The organism is Neisseria sp. P0009.S008, from assembly GCF_051958615.1.
Taxonomy (GTDB): Bacteria; Pseudomonadota; Gammaproteobacteria; order Burkholderiales; family Neisseriaceae; genus Neisseria; species Neisseria subflava.
Window position 1 is genome coordinate 39680 of record NZ_JBQCVG010000003.1, and the last position, 16998, is coordinate 56677.

General features: G+C 46.1%; 22 protein-coding genes. 17 read left to right on the forward strand and 5 right to left on the reverse strand.

Annotation, left to right across the window (positions count from 1 at the left end; translation table 11 throughout):
- Positions 1–95: 95 nt before the first annotated feature.
- The 4 genes from ACTHSQ_RS03150 (at position 96) to ACTHSQ_RS03165 (ending at position 2945) form a co-directional block, all read left to right on the forward strand.
- Positions 96–821 carry a 16S rRNA (uracil(1498)-N(3))-methyltransferase gene (locus ACTHSQ_RS03150; protein ID WP_440371741.1) on the forward strand — a complete coding sequence of 242 codons (726 nt, stop codon included), beginning with the start codon at positions 96–98 and terminating at the stop codon, positions 819–821.
- Between the two features lie 107 nt (positions 822–928).
- Positions 929–1219, forward strand: a complete 291-nt coding sequence (locus tag ACTHSQ_RS03155) for an acyl carrier protein (protein ID WP_440371740.1) — start codon at positions 929–931, stop codon at positions 1217–1219.
- A complete protein-coding gene (locus ACTHSQ_RS03160) occupies positions 1216–2274 on the forward strand; it encodes a beta-ketoacyl synthase N-terminal-like domain-containing protein (protein ID WP_003684677.1) in 1059 nt (352 codons plus the stop codon). The genes ACTHSQ_RS03155 and ACTHSQ_RS03160 overlap by 4 nt, the downstream gene beginning before the upstream one ends.
- Positions 2256–2945, forward strand: a complete 690-nt coding sequence (locus ACTHSQ_RS03165; protein ID WP_003684682.1) for a hypothetical protein — start codon at positions 2256–2258, stop codon at positions 2943–2945. Before ACTHSQ_RS03160 ends, ACTHSQ_RS03165 begins: the two co-directional genes overlap by 19 nt.
- A gap of 110 nt (positions 2946–3055) precedes the next feature.
- Here the strand turns inward: ACTHSQ_RS03165 and ACTHSQ_RS03170 are convergent, their stop codons facing one another.
- On the reverse strand, positions 3056–4453 hold the full coding sequence (locus tag ACTHSQ_RS03170; RefSeq protein ID WP_003684632.1) for a hypothetical protein: 1398 nt from the start codon (positions 4451–4453) through the stop codon (positions 3056–3058).
- A 453-nt stretch (positions 4454–4906) separates the two neighbouring features.
- On the opposite strand from ACTHSQ_RS03170, the gene ACTHSQ_RS03175 reads away from it, so the two are divergent.
- The 11 genes from ACTHSQ_RS03175 (at position 4907) to ACTHSQ_RS03225 (ending at position 12483) form a co-directional block, all read left to right on the forward strand.
- Positions 4907–6232 carry a replication initiation factor domain-containing protein gene (locus ACTHSQ_RS03175; protein WP_440371739.1) on the forward strand — a complete coding sequence of 442 codons (1326 nt, stop codon included), beginning with the start codon at positions 4907–4909 and terminating at the stop codon, positions 6230–6232.
- Between the two features lie 53 nt (positions 6233–6285).
- Positions 6286–6582, forward strand: a complete 297-nt coding sequence (locus ACTHSQ_RS03180) for a hypothetical protein (RefSeq protein ID WP_070630413.1) — start codon at positions 6286–6288, stop codon at positions 6580–6582.
- A gap of 3 nt (positions 6583–6585) precedes the next feature.
- Positions 6586–6783, forward strand: a complete 198-nt coding sequence (locus tag ACTHSQ_RS03185) for a hypothetical protein (protein ID WP_070625700.1) — start codon at positions 6586–6588, stop codon at positions 6781–6783.
- A 79-nt stretch (positions 6784–6862) separates the two neighbouring features.
- Positions 6863–7081, forward strand: coding sequence for a major capsid protein (locus ACTHSQ_RS03190; protein ID WP_440371738.1), 219 nt, complete (start codon positions 6863–6865; stop codon positions 7079–7081).
- 56 nt (positions 7082–7137) lie between these two features.
- A complete protein-coding gene (locus ACTHSQ_RS03195; protein WP_440371737.1) occupies positions 7138–7593 on the forward strand; it encodes a hypothetical protein in 456 nt (151 codons plus the stop codon).
- Positions 7593–7871: a hypothetical protein gene (locus ACTHSQ_RS03200; RefSeq protein ID WP_440371736.1), complete on the forward strand. Its 279-nt coding sequence runs from the start codon at positions 7593–7595 to the stop codon at positions 7869–7871. Before ACTHSQ_RS03195 ends, ACTHSQ_RS03200 begins: the two co-directional genes overlap by 1 nt.
- 121 nt (positions 7872–7992) lie before the next feature.
- Positions 7993–8298 carry a hypothetical protein gene (locus ACTHSQ_RS03205; RefSeq protein ID WP_440371735.1) on the forward strand — a complete coding sequence of 102 codons (306 nt, stop codon included), beginning with the start codon at positions 7993–7995 and terminating at the stop codon, positions 8296–8298.
- A complete protein-coding gene (locus tag ACTHSQ_RS03210; RefSeq protein ID WP_440371734.1) occupies positions 8291–9808 on the forward strand; it encodes an IgG-binding virulence factor TspB family protein in 1518 nt (505 codons plus the stop codon). Before ACTHSQ_RS03205 ends, ACTHSQ_RS03210 begins: the two co-directional genes overlap by 8 nt.
- Before the next feature lie 3 nt (positions 9809–9811).
- Entirely contained in the window at positions 9812–10105 is a 294-nt protein-coding gene (locus ACTHSQ_RS03215; RefSeq protein WP_049337051.1) for a DUF2523 domain-containing protein, read from the forward strand.
- Entirely contained in the window at positions 10102–11250 is a 1149-nt protein-coding gene (locus ACTHSQ_RS03220; protein ID WP_440371733.1) for a zonular occludens toxin family protein, read from the forward strand. Before ACTHSQ_RS03215 ends, ACTHSQ_RS03220 begins: the two co-directional genes overlap by 4 nt.
- A gap of 282 nt (positions 11251–11532) precedes the next feature.
- The gene (locus ACTHSQ_RS03225) at positions 11533–12483 is read left to right on the forward strand and encodes an IS110 family transposase (protein WP_440371732.1); all 951 of its coding nucleotides are present in this window, start codon (positions 11533–11535) and stop codon (positions 12481–12483) included.
- A gap of 182 nt (positions 12484–12665) precedes the next feature.
- On the opposite strand, the gene luxS is transcribed toward ACTHSQ_RS03225, so the two are convergent.
- Together luxS and cyaY are read right to left on the reverse strand one after the other, a co-directional pair.
- On the reverse strand, positions 12666–13172 hold the full coding sequence (gene luxS / locus ACTHSQ_RS03230; protein WP_049328425.1) for an S-ribosylhomocysteine lyase: 507 nt from the start codon (positions 13170–13172) through the stop codon (positions 12666–12668).
- A 54-nt stretch (positions 13173–13226) separates the two neighbouring features.
- Entirely contained in the window at positions 13227–13550 is a 324-nt protein-coding gene (cyaY, locus tag ACTHSQ_RS03235) for an iron donor protein CyaY (RefSeq protein WP_036472792.1), read from the reverse strand.
- A 50-nt stretch (positions 13551–13600) separates the two neighbouring features.
- Here cyaY and lptM point away from each other — a divergent pair, with 50 nt between their 5' ends.
- Together lptM and lysA are read left to right on the forward strand one after the other, a co-directional pair.
- Entirely contained in the window at positions 13601–13792 is a 192-nt protein-coding gene (gene lptM / locus ACTHSQ_RS03240) for an LPS translocon maturation chaperone LptM (protein ID WP_003684659.1), read from the forward strand.
- Positions 13793–13808: 16 nt separating this feature from the next.
- Entirely contained in the window at positions 13809–15029 is a 1221-nt protein-coding gene (gene lysA / locus ACTHSQ_RS03245; protein WP_440371731.1) for a diaminopimelate decarboxylase, read from the forward strand.
- Between the two features lie 101 nt (positions 15030–15130).
- Here lysA and ACTHSQ_RS03250 read toward each other — a convergent pair whose 3' ends face one another.
- Positions 15131–15358 (reverse strand): SlyX family protein, encoded by a 228-nt coding sequence (locus ACTHSQ_RS03250; RefSeq protein WP_004518924.1) that lies wholly within the window; start codon positions 15356–15358, stop codon positions 15131–15133.
- A gap of 1 nt (position 15359) precedes the next feature.
- On the reverse strand, positions 15360–16733 hold the full coding sequence (locus ACTHSQ_RS03255) for a Na+/H+ antiporter family protein (RefSeq protein ID WP_440371730.1): 1374 nt from the start codon (positions 16731–16733) through the stop codon (positions 15360–15362).
- Between the last annotated feature and the right edge of the window lie 265 nt (positions 16734–16998).

A 16998-nucleotide genomic window follows, 5' to 3' on the forward strand; every position in this document is an offset into this window, starting at 1 on the left:
GGATGAAATCGAAATCAGGCAGGCAAGTGTATGTCGCCGTGTTTCAACTTCGTTCACGAAAGTTCAAATTATATACATGAATAAAGCAGGAAACCATGCCCCGATTTTATGTTGATTTTGCCTTAAGCCCCGACAGCGTGGTCGAATTGCCCGATAATGTGGTGCGCCATTTGAATGTATTGCGCGTGAAAAACACGGAAGAAATCGTGTTGTTTAACGGCAATGGCAAGGCATATCCGGCTTTGCCCGAAGTTTTAGAAAAACGCCGCGCCAGCGTGCGGATTTTGCGTGAAGAGGCAACGGACAACGAATCGCCGCTGAACATTACGTTGGTACAGGCAGTATCCGCCGCCGAGCGCATGGATTTCACTTTGCAGAAAAGCGTGGAATTGGGCGTGGCAGAAATCCGCCCGGTCATCAGCGAACGCTGTGTCGTCCGTTTGAGCGGCGAACGCGCTGAAAAGCGGGTGGCGCGTTGGCAGGAAATCGTCGTTTCGGCGTGTGAACAAAGCGGCCGCAATATTGTGCCGAAGGTTTTGCCGCTGACGACTTATGCACAGGCGCTGCAACAGTTGCCGCAGGAAACGGCCAAACTGTTAATGAGCTTGAACCGCGCACAAAAACTGAGCGATGTTCAACCGCAATCCGGCAAAGTCGTGTTTATGGTCGGCCCGGAAGGCGGCTGGACGGAGAAGGAAGAGCAGCAGGCATTTGATGCCGGTTTTCAATCCGTTACGCTTGGAAAACGGGTGTTGCGTACCGAAACCGCCTCACTTGCGGCCATTGCCACCATGCAGACGCTTTGGGGCGATTTTGCATAAAGTTCGGGCCGTCTGAAAACGAGCGTAGCGAGTTTCGCTAAAACGAGCGTAGCGAGTTTCGCTAAAACAAGCTGTTGCTTCATGAGATAAAAATGGGAGTTTAAAAAATGTCTTACACCTTTACACTGACCGAGCACGAGCTGGAAGCGGAGTTGAAAAAGTTAATCGTGCAAGAGGCCGATAAGGCCGACGATGTGGATATGGGTGATTTCACCGACGATGCACTTTTGTTTGGCGATGACAGTCCGGTCGGTTTGGATTCGCTTGATGCGCTGCAAATCAGCGTTGCCTTGCAACAGTATTTCCAAGTGCGTCTGCAGGGCGACCGGATGGTGCGCAAACATATGATGTGCGTACGCGATTTGGCGGCGTTTATCCGTGCGGAGCATGGCGCGTGAGTTGGGTTTGCGGTACGGCGGCCACTTCTGCCTTGAATCCGCAAACGGATTTCAGACGGCCTGATGCAGTGTCTTATACGTTTTTAAACCAGCCACAGCAGGCTGCTTATTTTCGTGCATTCGCCGGCGACAGTTTGGGGCGGAAGGAATTTGCGGATATTGCCGAACAACATTTGCGACAAGCCGCCGAAAGTGCAGGCTGGCCGTCTGAAAGCTGGCATGATGCGCCGGTGTTTATCGGTTCTAGTTCCTATTCTATCTCTGAATATGAAAACCGCCATTTTGCGGGCAATAGGGCGGTAGAAGAACACAATTTGCTTTATCTCGCCGAAGATTTGCGCCGGCGCAGCGGCAATCGGCAGATTTTCAGTTTCGCTACTGCCTGCACTTCATCTGCCCATGCGCTGATTCAGGCGGATAATTGTTTGCGCGACGGGGCGGAGCGTGCCTTTGTGCTTGGTATTGAAAACCTCAACCGGCTGACTTTGCTGCATTTTCACAGTTTGGGTTTGCTGGCCGAACAGTATCGGCCTTTTGGCAGAAACGGTTTGATTTTAGGCGAAGGTGTTGCCGCACTTGCCTTATCTTCCGCTGCTCCCGAATCTTCTTCAGGCCGTCTGAAACTTATCGGACACGCCGCCAATACAGGCAATGACCTGATTCAAAGCGATGGCCAAGCGCAAGAGCAGGTGATGCGCCGTGCGTTAGATATTGCAGGCATCGCTCCTGAAAGCATTACAGCCGTTAAAACACACGGTATCGGCACGGCTGACAGCGATGCCGCCGAATTGGTCGCACTGGAAAATATATTCGGTACACTGCCGCCTTTGATGGCGTTCAAGCCGAAAATCGGACACACGCTTGGCGCAACGGCAGCCCTTGAAACAGCCCTGCTATTATCCGCTTTAAAACAAGGCGGAAGCAGCGATTATCAGGGGCGGGAAATTTGTTTTTCCGAGTGCGCGGCTTCACAAGAAGGCGGCTTTTTCTGTTTGGCCAATCAGTTTGGTTTTGGCGGTAGCAACACATCTTTGGTATGGCAATGGCAACCGTAAATCCTAATATCCGTATTACCGCCGCCGTACGTTTTGATACTGATGCCGGCACCGGCGGTAAAATCCTCAAACAAACCTTAAAGCAGCAAAGCGGTATAGATACCCGCCGCCTCAGCCGCTTGAGTTTGATTGCCGCGCTTGGTGCAGGGCAGTTAAAGGAACAAAGCGAAATTCATTCTGATTGCGCCGTTTTTCTCGGTACGCCGTTTTCTTCGCCATCCGTGTTTGAAAAAATGGCAGATAATGTGCTGAACCATCACGCTGCGATGCCGTTTGACTTTATCGCCAATCTGCACAACTCCCCAGTCTTTCATGCCGCGCAAGCGTTAGGAACGCATGGTGCAACTTTGGTTGTGGCTGCCGACAATAATATAGATACCTGCTTTCATCCATTATTGCTGGCGATGCAGTCTGTGCAAAATGGCGGACAAGCTGCGGTTGGCTGGGCATATGAACATCAAGCAGCTCATGCCGATACCCATGAAGGCAGTATTTGGATTGTGCTTGAAGCCGGTGCAGAGCAGGGTGTTCCCATTGTGTTGAATGATGAAGTGATGCAGGCTGATAGGCCGTCTGAAAAGCCGCAATATTATTGGCAAAATATCGCCGATTGGATAGAAGAAGTAATGGCGCATGAGGGTAGGGATGTGAAGAAATATACTTTGGCGTAATTAGCAAATGATTTTAGAGAAAGTATTTGTCTTTTGAATAAATAAGGTTTATGTCATTAAAAAGGCCGTCTGAAAATATTTTCAGACGGCCTTTTTGTATCAAAAACCAATCAACGAGACATCTCACCTTGAATAGCGCGGATATTCGCTTTACGGGCGTTGATGGTACGGGTCAGCTGTTGGATCTTAATTTGATCACCTTTTTGTTTGGCCGCATTCAGCTGGGTTTGAAGGTGGGTAATAGCGGCCTGTTCATTGCGTACTTCGGTCTGCAATATCTGTTTGCGGGTTTCTTTAGGGCTTGGCTTAGGAGCCGGCGTAACCACAGGTGCAGTACGGATAACAGGGGCTTTGTATTTGCTGTATGAAGAACTGCGTGATTTGTTCTGATGGTTGCGCAGGGTAATATTAAGGCGCGGATTGGCGGCTTCGGCTGTATTGGTCACGCTTGTAATTGGAATATGGGGCAAAATTTTAATATCGTTGTAAACATTGCTTGGATCAAACGGAATATTAGCAGCAGGTGTATATGCCTTAGGGAAAGGTGTTTGCGCGGATGTTTTGCTTTGATCTACCGGGGAAACCGTTGTAGCAGGTTTATTTGGTACATTTGATTCTACTGTTGGCGCAACAACGGTTTTAATCGTTTGTTCGTTAGCCGTGTTTGCGACAGTTGTTTTACCAGTATTGGTGTTTTTTGCATTATATCGGGTTGAGGTTTTGGTATAGGCTTTACCTTTACGCTTGGTTTCAACTTTGATAGGTGTTTTGTCAATTGCTTCATCTGAGGTAATTACGGTTTGGTTATTTTGTTTGGCCGTAGTTTTATCAGGTGTTTGGGGTAAAACAACAGGATTCTGAATAATTGTTTGAGGGAGTTGAATCGCAGATGTTGTTGGAAGGGTTTGCGTAATAGGGGTAGGAGTATTGTTTGGAGTTTGAACAGCCATAGTTTGAGGCTGTGTAGTAGCAGACATGACGTTGAGAACGTCGGTAGTGTCAATTTCAGACTTTATTGTAGGGGCAGTGTCTAAAACAGCTGTATCGCTGAGAATGGCAAGACCGTCAGCAGCGTTTTTGTCAATTTGAGAAGTTAGACGAGCTTGTGCAATAGGAATGGAAATAGGTGCCGGAATACCGTATTCATTTCGAGTAACAACGACTGGGGTTTGTACCTCAGGCGTTGCTTGAGAAGCATGAATGTAGTCAGCGGTAGATGCTTTGAATTCTGTTGTTTGTACCGTTTTTAAAGTGGACATATCGTTGAGAATAGCGGAACCATTTGTAACGGATTTATTAGTTGGTTCAGATTCAGTGAATACGTTAGGTTCTGCAACAATGCCGCTCTCTGTGGTGGTGTTTGTGTCAACTACGCGGCAGGTATTGTTGATCTGGTATGAAGCATAAACAGTGATGCCTTCAACATTGCAGACATACTCGGCAGCGTTGGCGGCGGCAGGGAGGGTCAGGCTGAGGGCAATGGCGGTTTTGCAGAAAAACGGTTTCATAAAGGCAATAGAATCAGGTTGTTTGTTTAAAGTGTAATTATACTATGTACACTGTCAGCATCCGCCAACTTATTTTTAGGCGGTGTAAAACTATGGCTGAAAGGTTGAAAATTGGAATAAAAGGTCTTAGGCCGTCTGAAACTTGTCATATAAAGTTTCAGACGGCCTTATATATTGCACCCCATGAAAGGGGCATTTTTAACAATCGTAAAGCCCCTTTAATAAAGGGGCTTTTCTCATGTGCATAGTTTTCTACACCGTCAATCCCGAACCGCCGACTTTTCCGAAGTCATTTATCGTCCGTATTTTCAAAGAAGATGACACAGATTTCCTTTGTCTTCGAACCGTCAATTTTCCTATCTCTTCACCCGACCGCATTTATAAAACCCAAAACGAAGCCAATGAATACGGCCGGTTGTCCGTTCGTGAAATTATGAGTAAGGAACTCCCACAATGATGAATCAGGAAATTAAGAAAGCGCGTATAGCCGCCTTTGGCGGTGGCAGCGTAAGCGACACGCCAAAGGCGGATTCACGCGCGCCGATGGCGCCCCCCTTATCTAACAGGGGGGGAGCAGAAACCGAAGCGGCTTCATGTACCGAACAGGAAACCTTTGAGAAATACACCACGTTTCTTACTGATTCAAAAGGCCGTCTGATTGAAGTGCCTTTGCGTCGTGGCAAAGCCAATTCCGCTTTCATCGACCAAATCAGTTTTTCAATCCACGAAGATACCTTTTCCCTGCTCGCCGGTTATCCATTGGTTGCCGATGATGAATATATCGTCCGCGCATCTATGGTTCTGTCAGATATTTTTGGTTTCGGTATTACCGAAAAAGCCAAGCATTCAGGTGGTCGTTTTTATGATTCCTGCTGGTTGATGGGTACAGACAATGCCCAATATGGCCGCGTTCATTTCGGTGGGCAAAACAATACCATGCTGATTGAAGTCACTGCCACGGGTTGCAATGCAGCATCTGACGGTTGGGAATCACGACTTTATAACTTCATCATACAGGCTGTACGTCCCAAAATTACCCGTATCGACATTGCCAAAGATTTTTTTCAAGGCGAATACACGCCTGAACAGGCCAAAGCCGACCGGCTCTCCGGTAAGTTCACCAATCATCACATGATGCCCGATGGCGAATCAGTCGGCACGGATTGGGAATCAAACAACGGCAAGGGCAAAACCTACTATGTAGGCTCCCGTGAATCGTCCAAATACGTTCGCGTTTACGAAAAAGGCAAGCAACTTGGCGACAAAGAAAGCCAGTGGGTGCGTTTTGAAATTGAATTCAAAGCCAAGGATATTGTGATTCCGTTCGAAGTATTGACAGTTCCGGGTGAATACTTCGGCGGTGCATACCCTGTATGCGCCCAATTCCAAGAGAAAGCCGAACGAATCGAAGCAGTGAAAAAGAATCTTGAATTGACCTTTGAACGCTGCATCGAAGTAGCGAAAAACCAAGTTGGCCGTGCCATCAATGCCGCGAAATCCATGTTTCCGCATAAAGACCGTTCGGAAATTTTAGCCATGTTCGAAGCCGATCATGACTTATTACCCAAACGATTAAGTCTTGAAGTGTATTCATGTGCCGAAAACCACGCACCGGCTATACACGATAAGCCCGAAGGCAGTTTATGGCTTAACGAATCCGCCCAAATTTTACTTGAAATGGCCATTAAACAAAAAAACAAAATGACGAAGCTCATTGAGGCCAAGCACGAACAAGATTATCTGAATCTGATGTATGACCGATACGCATATAGATTTTAAAAGGCAAAACGCTGCCGCCTTCAAGTGCAGTGTATTGGATAAGGAAACACATCATGCAAATGCAAATTCAAGGCCAAATCATGGGCGTTAAACGCTTTAACGGCCAAATCGACGGTAAAACCTTTGACTATTGCCGCGTCATCGTGTCTACACCTCTGGACAGCAGCCAAGGCAACGCATTAGGCAGCTCGGCCACAGAATACGACTACGGCGGTTCCGTTAACTTCGAACAGTTCAAAAGCCTTTCATTCCCATTCGAAGCCGCTTTAACGGTTGAACTCGTTACCAACGGCAAAAGCCAGAAACTGAAAATTCTCGGCTTCCAGCCCAAAGCACCAAACAAAGGCTAAAACATGACAATTACCCGCGTTTACATTGTTCAGTCACGGGAAACGGGCGACTTCCTTTATCCGTCTGATACGGGTGATGTGGGGCATACACCGTTTGTCAATGAAGCTGGTTATTTCTACGATCGAAACGAAGCGGTAGAAACCGCGTTATCAGAAATCGGTGAAAACTTTATTGTCTTCAGCTTTTTATCAGAATTTTAAAAATTCAGGCTACAGGTGCGGTCTGAATAATAGCAAAAGCACCTATTCAATTTTGTTTAACTCACTAAAGGAAAACATCATGAAATTCATGAACACTTGCCGTAAATACGGCGCAAAACTGGCCGTTGTTGCCGCTGCTCCTCTGGCTCTGGCTACTCAAGCATGGGCTGAAGTACCTGAAAGCGTGAAAACCGATCTGGCTACTGCAAAAGCTGATGCATTATCCGTTGCCGCCATCGTACTGGGTATTATCGCTTCCATTTTCGCAATCACTTTGATTCGTCGCGTATTGCGCTAATACAAAACTTTCAGACGACCCGCCAAAGGTCGTCTGAATTTTAAAGGGGCATAGAGATGTCGATTTTAGACACATTATCGAAAGAGTTCGGATACAGTCTTGCCGATATAAAAGAAATCGGCGGCTATGTCTTGTCGGCATATGGCGGACTTTTAGGCATCGCCCTGATACGTTCCGTTATCGACGGCAGAAAGGCAAAAGCAGCGGCTGAACGCAAAGAACGTCGTGAAGAAATTCGGGAAAGGCTGGATGAAATCCGATTAAGACTTGCCGAAATACGACTGGAAAAAGCCGAAGCTGAAATTAAAGCACATGAAGCCGAAGAATCGTCAGATGAACACGAAGAGTGTGAAGACAGACGCCGAACGCAGGAAGAAGCCTTAGCCGTTTATGAAGAACTCGTAGCAGAAGAGCAGGAACTTGAAGCACAGGAACAAGAGTTCGAAACGATTGCAAACGGTATAGGCGAAGATGAAGACGAAGACGGCGTTTATATCTATAAGGATTGCTGATGGGCTATCAAGTTGGAAATAACTGTTACGCAACCCGCCAAGACGCCGAAAATGTCTATTTCAGCCTAGTTCCTCCGAAGATTGGCGATGACGGAAAGCTTTATCAGCTTAATTTTACAAAGTTCGGTTGGAAATATGGGGAACAGATTTTAAAAGTTGAATTGCCTGAGTGTAATCCGATAGACAGCATGAAAGACGGATTCTATATAGGCTGGTCAGTAGTTGCCATTATGGCAGCGGTTTGGGGTATTAGGTTGATATGGCAGAAATTGAGATAGAACCATGATGGATTTTTATTTTTATCTTGGTGTGTTCGTTCCGGTCGTGGTGGGCTGGATGATTTTTAAATGACGTGGCTATATAATCTAACTTTCAGCAACAATTAAGAAAGTTAGCATTATGTTTATTAGAATTTTTAATCTTGTTATTTTTATTCTCTATACATTTCATTTTTTAAATATTATTTTTATTCCTAATGAAATTAGATATTCAATTTTAGTATTGTATCTAGTTATAAATTTATTAGGTTTTATTCAAAAAAAATTTAAATCTAATATTAAATTTTCTGATAATGATGACTTTTATTTAATGGATACAACTCCAAAAAAACCAAGCCCTAAAGATCCTGATATGGTTAAGTTTATGTCCGATTTAAATGAATCCATAGAGAATAAGAAAGAGAAAATAAAAGTTAAAAATGAATAAATTTATCATTCCGTTATTAGTTTTATTTACTTCTGGCTTTGCTATTGCTGGCGAAATTCAAGTTAATAAATCAAAGAATATCACTTATACAAAACAACATACTGAACATTGGGAAAAAAAACCGTGGTCTCGTTCTGTATCTGATAATTCGTATAGAAAATTCCAAACCGAGGCAATGAAAGCTAGATATGAAGGCTATTTGTCAAAACAGACTGTAAGTGCAACTGTTGAAGCCCAAGTATCCCGTAAAACCGTTCTATCAGGCGCATTCGGTCTAGTTAAAAGTGGCGCAAAACTAGCCGTTTCAAGTCGAGGTAATCTCTACATAGGCGGCGCACTGCTTGCCTATGAAGCCTATCAAGCTGTAAAAGGTGATTTGGAAAAAGAAGGCTTTAAATGGAATGAAGTTAACGAAGAATTTCTAAAAGAATGGCCTGCTAGAAACTGTCTTGTAAATCGAGATAGTGAAGGTAGATTGATAAAGGTCGCGTGTTATGGTGTCGACAGTTCTGTCTTAAGTGCTTACAGAAAAGGCGGTCAAAGCCGAATAGAAGCTGAACAACTTATGCGAGGCCAAATGGAAAAACTAGCAGGTCCATTTTGGGATCAAGAAAAAATTGCATTGGACAAAGAAAGAGGCGAAAAATTTTGGGAATTTTATAGCCTTGATGCATGTTATTTTAATATGAATGGCGGAGGTTGTTCTGTGATATATGGAGGTGATGGAAGAAGCACGATTTCATTTCAATTATACATTAGAGACACAGAAGTCCTTGATCAACAAACATTTCTGAAAATCGCTACCCAATCTATCGATGGAAATCCAACGCCATTTGTCAAAGGCACGGGATACCCTGAATATAACGAAAAAGTGTCAGTCCCTGCCGGTACTGTTGTAACAATTGGACCTGTCACCCCCGAAAACGGCAAACCGGTGCAAATCACTATCACTTTCGGCAAAGATTCAAACGGCAATACAACGGCAGAAGTCGCAACTACTCAACGTCCTGATTTGACACCGGGCGGATCTGAAGCACCCAATACCAAGCCTGATCCAGATCCCAAGCCTAATCCAGATGGCAAGCCTGATAAAAAGCCAGATGATAAACCCGATCCAGATGGTAATCCTGATAAACGTCCGGATGATAAACCTGATCCCGATAAAGATAAAAGAAAAGAAGATAAAAAAGATGACAAGAAAGAAGATTCAAAAGGCTTACTTTGTAATGTTTTCCCTGACATATTAGCTTGTTCAGAAAAAGGCGATGTAGACGAACAAGAAGAACCTTTCAAAATTCCTCATACAAATAACGATACAACATTTAGCCCTGATTTCTTCCTACCCGATAATGGTGTTTGCCCTGCTCCAAGAACTGCAACCTATTTGGGCATAACCATGGAATTTAAATATGACATGATTTGTAATTTTGCCGAAATGATCCGATTCCTTGTGATTGGTATCGCTGCGGTAGCAGCAGCATATATCATGTTTTCAAGTAGAAAGGACTAAAGCATGAAAGCTGCGTTTTTCGCCATATTACAAAGGCTATTAACCTATATTGTTGCAAAAGTATTTATTGCCCTTGGCATTAGTTTTGTAACTTATACAGGTTTTACAGTTGGATTAGGTTTTATAAAAGACTACGTAAAAAATCAGTTCAACTCAATGCCATCAGACATACTTCAAATTGTCATGATGGCAGGTTTCGGCCATGCCTTAGGTCTGATATTCGGTGCATTTGCATTTAACGTTGCCATGCAAAGTATCAGCAAACTATCCTTTATTCCAGGGGGAAAAGCTAAATGATTATTTTACAAACAGGCGTTCCGGGCAGCGGCAAGACTAGCTCTATCGTCAATATGTTGATGACAGATGAAAGCTACACACATTTTACTGATAAAGACGGCGTCAAGAAAAAACGCCCGCTCTTTGTCAACGGCATTCCCGAATTGAAGATAGAACATGAAGAACTGTCAGACGAGCAAATCAAATCCCAGCCGTTTCAAGACTTCCTCCCTTATGGCTCGCTCGTCATCATAGACGAAGCACAAAGGCTGATGGGTACACGTTCCGCCGCTTCAAAAGTACCGCCATTTATCGAAGCCTTGGCATTACATCGACATTATGGCTTAGATATCGTGTTAATCACGCAACATCCAAGTTTTCTTGATAGTTTCGTAAGAAAGCTTGTTCAAAGGCATATGCATGTATCTATTAAGCCTGTAGGACGTAAACTCTATGAATGGAATGAATGTGTAGATCAGCCTGATAGCAGTGTGAATATCGCTAGGGCAATAGAAAGAACGTTTGTAGTACCTAAAAAGTCTTTTGGTATGTATAAATCCGCAGAGGTGCATACTAAGCCTAAACGTCGCATTCCCAAAAGCCTGATATTTGTTGTCCTGTTTATTCCCCTTTTAATAGGCTTCACGCTTTACACGATAAACAACATGAGTAAACGATTCAGCGCGGACGAACAGCAAACAACGTCAACAATAGCCGCATCCGATGTAGATGGTACAGAACCGAAAACCAGCCCTGCGACTACCGATATAGGGCAAAATCTAAAACCTGAAGACTTTGTTCCCACGCTCGCCGAAAAGCCTGAAAGCAAGCCCATTTATAACAACGTCCGACAGGTCAAAACATTTGAGTACCCTGTTGGCTGTGTCGATGGCGGCAAAAGCGGATGTACCTGTTACTCAAGCCAGGGCACACAGCTGAAAGAAATCACAAAAGCAATGTGCAAAGACTACGTCAAAAACGGCTTGCCATTTAACCCATACAAGGACGAACAACAGGCAGCACAACAGCAACAGACAGCCTATGAGCCTGAAAATGGACAAGTGCTTACGATGGGCGGCAAAAGCCCTAAAAACCTGATGTATGACGGCTATGTTGAAGCAGGAGAGCAATTCCAACAGCGCGGCGGTATTGTTGGCACTAATTAATTGAGCTGCTTTTTACCGTGTTGATGAAGCTCAAAGGCGTAATCAACACGGTAAAAAGTAGCCATGGGGGTTCGGGGAACACCCCGAAAGTTTAGCGTTAATCCCTGAATGAGCAATTCTGCTTATTCAGGGCTTAGCGTTTGACGAAACACTAAGCAAAGCCCACGACTTCGCAAGCACGGCCAAAGCATAAGCTTGAAGCAAAGATAGAAGCGTGGGCTTTCGTACATCTGAAGTTTGAACACTATCTAGGGCTCAACCCGAATTTATAAGGTAAAACACATGTACTTAGGCATAGACGTATCAAAACTCACAATAGATTGCTGTCTCATTTCAGACGGTCAAAACCATGAAAAAAGATTCAGCAACAACCCGAAAGGATTCCAACTACTTACAGACTGGCTAAAATTTCATCAAATGACTTCAGAGCTGCATTGCTGCTGCGAAGCCACCGGAACATATTACGAACCGCTAGCCAATTATTTACATCAGCATTACACTGTTACGGTCGAGAATCCGCGAAGAATAAAAGGGTATGCCATAGCCGAACTTCAACGCAGTAAAACCGACAAGCAAGATGCAAGACTAATCGCACAATACTGCCAGGACCGGAAAAACAAACTGAAAGCATGGATACCGCCGTCACAAGAACAAAAACAACTACAAGAACTCGCCCGATATTTAGACCATCTCAAACGACAACGTGCGACCGAAACCACCAAACTGCACGAAGCACCGGACTACATCGCCCCGCATATCAAAACCACCATTGAAAATCTAAGCGGCCAAATCCGTGCCATCGAAAAGCAACTGCTCCAGTTTTACAAGTCTCATACCGATTACAATACGCAACGCAAACGCCTAAAGACCATTACGGGCATAGGGGAACAAAGCGCAGCAGTATTGCTTTCCGCCTACAAAAGACACCCTTTCTCCAACCAAAAGCAGTTTACTGCCTATCTCGGTTTAGACCCACGCAAAAACCAATCAGGAAGCAGCGTAAACGGCAAAAGCCGAATATCGAAAATCGGCAATGCCGACATCAGAAAAAGCCTGTATATGCCCGCCGTAGTTGCTTATCGCTGTAACGTCTTTTCCAGTTTCGTAAACAGATTAAAATCCAAAGGAAAGCCCATAAAACTCATACTGATAGCCATCATGCGCAAACTTGCCGTGATAGCTTTCAACTTATTAAAAAACGGTCAAGATTTTGAGCCGGAAAGATATAAATGAAAAATTAAACCGGGCTTTCGCCGGCGATTTTCAATTTATTGAAAATAAAACATAAATTAAAACATCAAATCCATTCAAAACAAAACAAACACCCCGAACAAGTCGGGGTGCGTATTATTGTAACTTTAAGAAATGTAAAGTTTATTGATTTTATAATACACTATCTTTGCTGTCATGGCGGATTAAGCGTTCAACAGACTTTCGTCCAATGTCAGCTCTTCGTTTTTATTGACGGCGACTTTGCGTGCCAAAACGTTTTGGGCAATTTCGTGTGCTTCGGCAAGCGAGTGCATCATATAGGTACCGCATTGGTATTCGTTCAACTCGGGGATTTTGCTTTGGTCTTGAACGGTCAAAACATCCTGCATTGAAGCGAGCCATGCGTCGGCCACTTTTTGCTCGTCGGGCGTACCGATGAGGCTCATGTAGAAACCGGTGCGGCAGCCCATCGGGGAAATATCGATGATTTCAACGCCGTTGCCGTTTAAGTGGTCGCGCATAAAGCCTGCGAACAGGTGTTCCAGCGTATGAATGCCTTTTTCGGGCAGGATTTCTTTGTTGGGAATGCAGAAACGCAGGTCAAACACGGTAATGGTGTCGCCTTTGGGCGTAGTCATGGTTTTTGCCACGCGTACGGCAGGGGCGTGCATACGGGTGTGGTCGACTTTGAAACTGTCTAGTAGGGGCATTTGGGTGTCCTTTGAGGTAAATAGATTTTTAGCTAGGGATATTTGAAGACTGAATCACAATTCCGCAATCTCAACTGCTTCGCCCGAAGCCTCACTCAGTGCTTCGTTTAAAACGTCGTAGAAATCGCGGCTGTCGCGCGTTGCCAGCCATTTGCCGTTTTGCTCGGCGAAATGGTAGCCGCCGCTTTTGGCTGCAATCCACAATTCTTGGTTGGGCGTGTGGCGGTTGACGATGATTTGCGTGCCGTTTTCGGCTTCGATGGTCAGTACGTTTCCGGCAAACTGGCAGTCGAAATCCCAGCCGTTTTCGTCGATTTGGTCTTCGATGTGTTCGAACAATTCTTCGCTCATGCGGATGAATTCGCTTTCGGTCATCATGGCTTTTTGTGTGGTTTTTGTTTAAGATACCGAATCTTGCCACATTCGTAATGATGAAGAAAGTTTTACTGATGAAATACGGCGTATTTTTTGCAGCGGCAACGGCTCTGCTGCTCTCTGCCTGCGGCTACAAAGGCGATCTCTACCTGCCCAAAGAAGGCGACAAGGCGCGCTTCGGCGTGATTCAAACTGGCTTGAAATTCGATACGGCCAAAGAACCGACCACTCAAACCAACGATTAAAAAAGACTTCACAAACATGACCTTATTCTGCGAACAACTCCCTTATACACACCTTGCCGAAGAGTTTGGTACGCCGCTTTATGTATACAGCAAATCTGCGCTGACCGAAGCGTTTGAAAACTACCAAACCGCGTTTGCCGCTTTAAATCCGCTTGTCTGCTACGCAGTGAAAGCGAATGGCAACCTGAGCATCATCAAGCACTTTGCTTCTTTGGGGAGCGGTTTTGACATTGTGTCCGGCGGCGAGTTGGCGCGTGTTTTAGCGGCAGGCGGCGATGCGGCGAAAACGATTTTTTCCGGTGTGGGCAAGAGTGAAGCAGAAATTGAATTCGCACTAAATGCAGGCGTGAAATGCTTCAATATGGAGAGCATTCCCGAAATTGACCGCATTCAGAAAGTTGCCGCGTGCTTGGGTAAAGTCGCTCCGGTTTCCCTGCGCGTCAACCCCGATGTCGACGCCAAAACCCATCCTTATATCTCCACCGGCCTGAAAGCCAACAAATTCGGTATTGCCTATGCCGATGCGCTTGAGGCCTATCGTCATGCTTCCCGACAAAGCCATTTGAAAATTGTCGGTATCGACTGCCATATCGGCTCACAACTGACCGACCTCAGCCCGCTTGTCGAAGCCTGCGAACGTATCTTGGCCTTGGTCGACCAACTGGTAGCCGAAGGCATTGTGTTAGAACACTTGGACTTGGGCGGCGGTGTCGGCATTGTTTACCAAGACGAAAATGTGCCTGATTTGGGTGCGTATGCCAAAGAAGTTCAAAAACTGATCGGTACACGCCGTCTGAAACTGGTTCTCGAGCCAGGCCGCAGTTTGGTCGGCAATGCAGGCGCGTTGTTGACGCGTGTTGAGTTCGTCAAATATGGAGAAGAGAAAAACTTTGTGATGGTCGATGCGGCAATGAACGATTTGATGCGTCCAGCACTTTATGATGCCTATCATCACATCGAAGCGGTTGAAACCAAAGACATTGAGCCTCTGACGGCCAATATCGTCGGCCCGATTTGCGAAACCGGCGACTTCCTCGGCAAAGACCGCACCATCGCCTGCGAAGAAGGGGATTTGCTGCTTATCCGCAGCGCCGGTGCGTATGGCTCAAGCATGGCGAGCAACTACAACACGCGCAACCGTGCGGCGGAAGTATTGGTTGACGGCAGCGAATGCAAACTTATCCGCCAACGTGAAACCGTCGAGCAGCAAATGGCCAACGAATTGGCTTGTTTGTAAGGTTTGATTGTTTAAAAGGCCGTCTGAAAGCTTGATTGACTTTCAGACGGCCTTTGTTATGAAAGAAAAGGGCATGTATCCAACATGCCCTTTTTAGTTTATCAATAATGCGGCGGAATCTCATCGCGCAGGCTGTACGGTTCGCGTTCGCCGTTTGCGCCTTTATCCTGCATCCGTTGATACAGAAGCCGCAGCTGGCCTTGTTGCAAATCCAAAGCCTGCTGCATCTTGGCAATGGTGTCGTTCAGACTGCCGATTAAATCTTCCTGCAAGGCCGTCTGAATTTCCAGCTCTGTGACGCGGTGTTCCAATTCCTGAATATCGCTCATATTACAGCACCATCGCGGCAATCCAGCCGGCAGCCATCAGCGGGATATTGTAGTGGATAAAAGTCGGGATAACCGAATCGCGGATGTGGTCGTGTTGACCGTCGGCGTTCAGACCCATGGTCGGGCCGAGCGTCGAGTCGGAAGCAGGGGAGCCTGCATCACCCAGCGCACCGGCGGTGCCGACGATGGCGACGGTCGCCATAGGCGAGAAGCCCAAGCTAATGCATAAAGGCACATAAATTGCGGAAATAATCGGCAAAGTTGAGAAAGACGAGCCGATGCCCATGGTCACCAGCAAGCCGACGGACAACATGGTCAATGCGGCCATGCCTTTATTGCCGCCGAACAAAGCCATGCTGTGTTCGACCAACGGCTGAATGTCGCCGGTCGCGTTCATTACGGCGGCAAAACCTTGCGCCGCAATCATAATAAAGCCGACCATCGCCATCATTTTGATGCCTTCGCCGAAGACATCGCTGGCGGCGGAGCGGTTCATCACGCCCAACATCATAAACACGGCAAAGCCCAACATAGCGCCCAACACCAGCGAACCATCATACAAAAGCTGAATGGCGAAACACACGGCAATCGCCACGGCCGCCACCAAGCTGCGATAGGTTGACGGCTCTTGTTGTTGCACTGCTGCACGGTTGTCTTCCGTGTCAGTGGTATTGTTTTGATAAATACGCGGCTTGCGGTAGTGCCAAAAGGCCAGCAGCAAGCCGGATACCATGCCCAAAGCCGGAATCGCCATTGCGTGCATCACATTGATGCCGCTGGTGTCCATGCCTGCCGAGCGGATATTGCCCAACATGATGTCCTTCAAGAAGATGGCGCCGAAACCGTAAGGCAGGAACATATAAGTCGTTACCAAGCCAAACGTAATCACGCAGGCCACCAAGCGGCGGTCGAGTTTCAAACGGTTGAACACCAACAGCAGCGGCGGAATAATCATCGGGATAAACGCAATATGAATCGGCACGACGTTTTGGCTCATCACGCCCATGCACAAAATAATCGCCAGCAGCAGCCATTTGACCGCGCCTTCGCCTTTCGCATTGCCTTCGCCGCCGTTGAGTTTGCGGATAATCACGCCGGCGAGCTGTTGCGGTAGGCCGGAATGCGTGATGGCCATGGCAAACGCGCCGAGCATGGCATAAGACAGCGCGATTTGCGCCCCGCCTTTCAGGCCTTCGTTAAAAACAGGAATAATCCCTTGCTGCACCACATCTCCGGCCGCGTTGGTTACATTCTCCAAAGGCATACCGGCCACCAAGCCGCCGACAAACGCGCCGACAGCCAAGCTGAGCACAACATGCACGCGCGATAAAGACAGCACAAGCATGATGATGACCGCAATTACAACCGCATTCATATCGTTCTCCGTTGTTTCAGACGGCCTGTTATGTAAAAACAGGCAATCATCTGTTTACATATTACAAATAAACATCATAACCCAAGCATGAAGCCTTTGCAAAAAACGGCAGGCCGTCTGAAACCCAGATTATCAACTTTCAGACGGCCTGAAGTAATTTCTTGTTTTATGTTTCAATATGGTATGCGGTTTATCACCGAAATTAAGATATTCAAAAATAGCCAAAAAACGCGCGCTTCCTATTCTTTGCATATTGTATAAATGT

Coding starts and splice junctions, on each gene's coding strand:
- ACTHSQ_RS03150 (WP_440371741.1), top strand. CDS start 96: ATGCCCCGATTTTATGTTGATTTTGCCTTAAGCCCCGACAGCGTGGTC.
- ACTHSQ_RS03155 (WP_440371740.1), top strand. CDS start 929: ATGTCTTACACCTTTACACTGACCGAGCACGAGCTGGAAGCGGAGTTG.
- ACTHSQ_RS03165 (WP_003684682.1), top strand. CDS start 2,256: ATGGCAATGGCAACCGTAAATCCTAATATCCGTATTACCGCCGCCGTA.
- ACTHSQ_RS03170 (WP_003684632.1), bottom strand. CDS start 4,453: ATGAAACCGTTTTTCTGCAAAACCGCCATTGCCCTCAGCCTGACCCTC.
- ACTHSQ_RS03175 (WP_440371739.1), top strand. CDS start 4,907: ATGATGAATCAGGAAATTAAGAAAGCGCGTATAGCCGCCTTTGGCGGT.
- ACTHSQ_RS03180 (WP_070630413.1), top strand. CDS start 6,286: ATGCAAATGCAAATTCAAGGCCAAATCATGGGCGTTAAACGCTTTAAC.
- ACTHSQ_RS03185 (WP_070625700.1), top strand. CDS start 6,586: ATGACAATTACCCGCGTTTACATTGTTCAGTCACGGGAAACGGGCGAC.
- ACTHSQ_RS03190 (WP_440371738.1), top strand. CDS start 6,863: ATGAAATTCATGAACACTTGCCGTAAATACGGCGCAAAACTGGCCGTT.
- ACTHSQ_RS03195 (WP_440371737.1), top strand. CDS start 7,138: ATGTCGATTTTAGACACATTATCGAAAGAGTTCGGATACAGTCTTGCC.
- ACTHSQ_RS03200 (WP_440371736.1), top strand. CDS start 7,593: ATGGGCTATCAAGTTGGAAATAACTGTTACGCAACCCGCCAAGACGCC.
- ACTHSQ_RS03205 (WP_440371735.1), top strand. CDS start 7,993: ATGTTTATTAGAATTTTTAATCTTGTTATTTTTATTCTCTATACATTT.
- ACTHSQ_RS03210 (WP_440371734.1), top strand. CDS start 8,291: ATGAATAAATTTATCATTCCGTTATTAGTTTTATTTACTTCTGGCTTT.
- ACTHSQ_RS03215 (WP_049337051.1), top strand. CDS start 9,812: ATGAAAGCTGCGTTTTTCGCCATATTACAAAGGCTATTAACCTATATT.
- ACTHSQ_RS03220 (WP_440371733.1), top strand. CDS start 10,102: ATGATTATTTTACAAACAGGCGTTCCGGGCAGCGGCAAGACTAGCTCT.
- ACTHSQ_RS03225 (WP_440371732.1), top strand. CDS start 11,533: ATGTACTTAGGCATAGACGTATCAAAACTCACAATAGATTGCTGTCTC.
- luxS (WP_049328425.1), bottom strand. CDS start 13,172: ATGCCCCTACTAGACAGTTTCAAAGTCGACCACACCCGTATGCACGCC.
- cyaY (WP_036472792.1), bottom strand. CDS start 13,550: ATGATGACCGAAAGCGAATTCATCCGCATGAGCGAAGAATTGTTCGAA.
- lptM (WP_003684659.1), top strand. CDS start 13,601: ATGATGAAGAAAGTTTTACTGATGAAATACGGCGTATTTTTTGCAGCG.
- lysA (WP_440371731.1), top strand. CDS start 13,809: ATGACCTTATTCTGCGAACAACTCCCTTATACACACCTTGCCGAAGAG.
- ACTHSQ_RS03250 (WP_004518924.1), bottom strand. CDS start 15,358: ATGAGCGATATTCAGGAATTGGAACACCGCGTCACAGAGCTGGAAATT.
- ACTHSQ_RS03255 (WP_440371730.1), bottom strand. CDS start 16,733: ATGAATGCGGTTGTAATTGCGGTCATCATCATGCTTGTGCTGTCTTTA.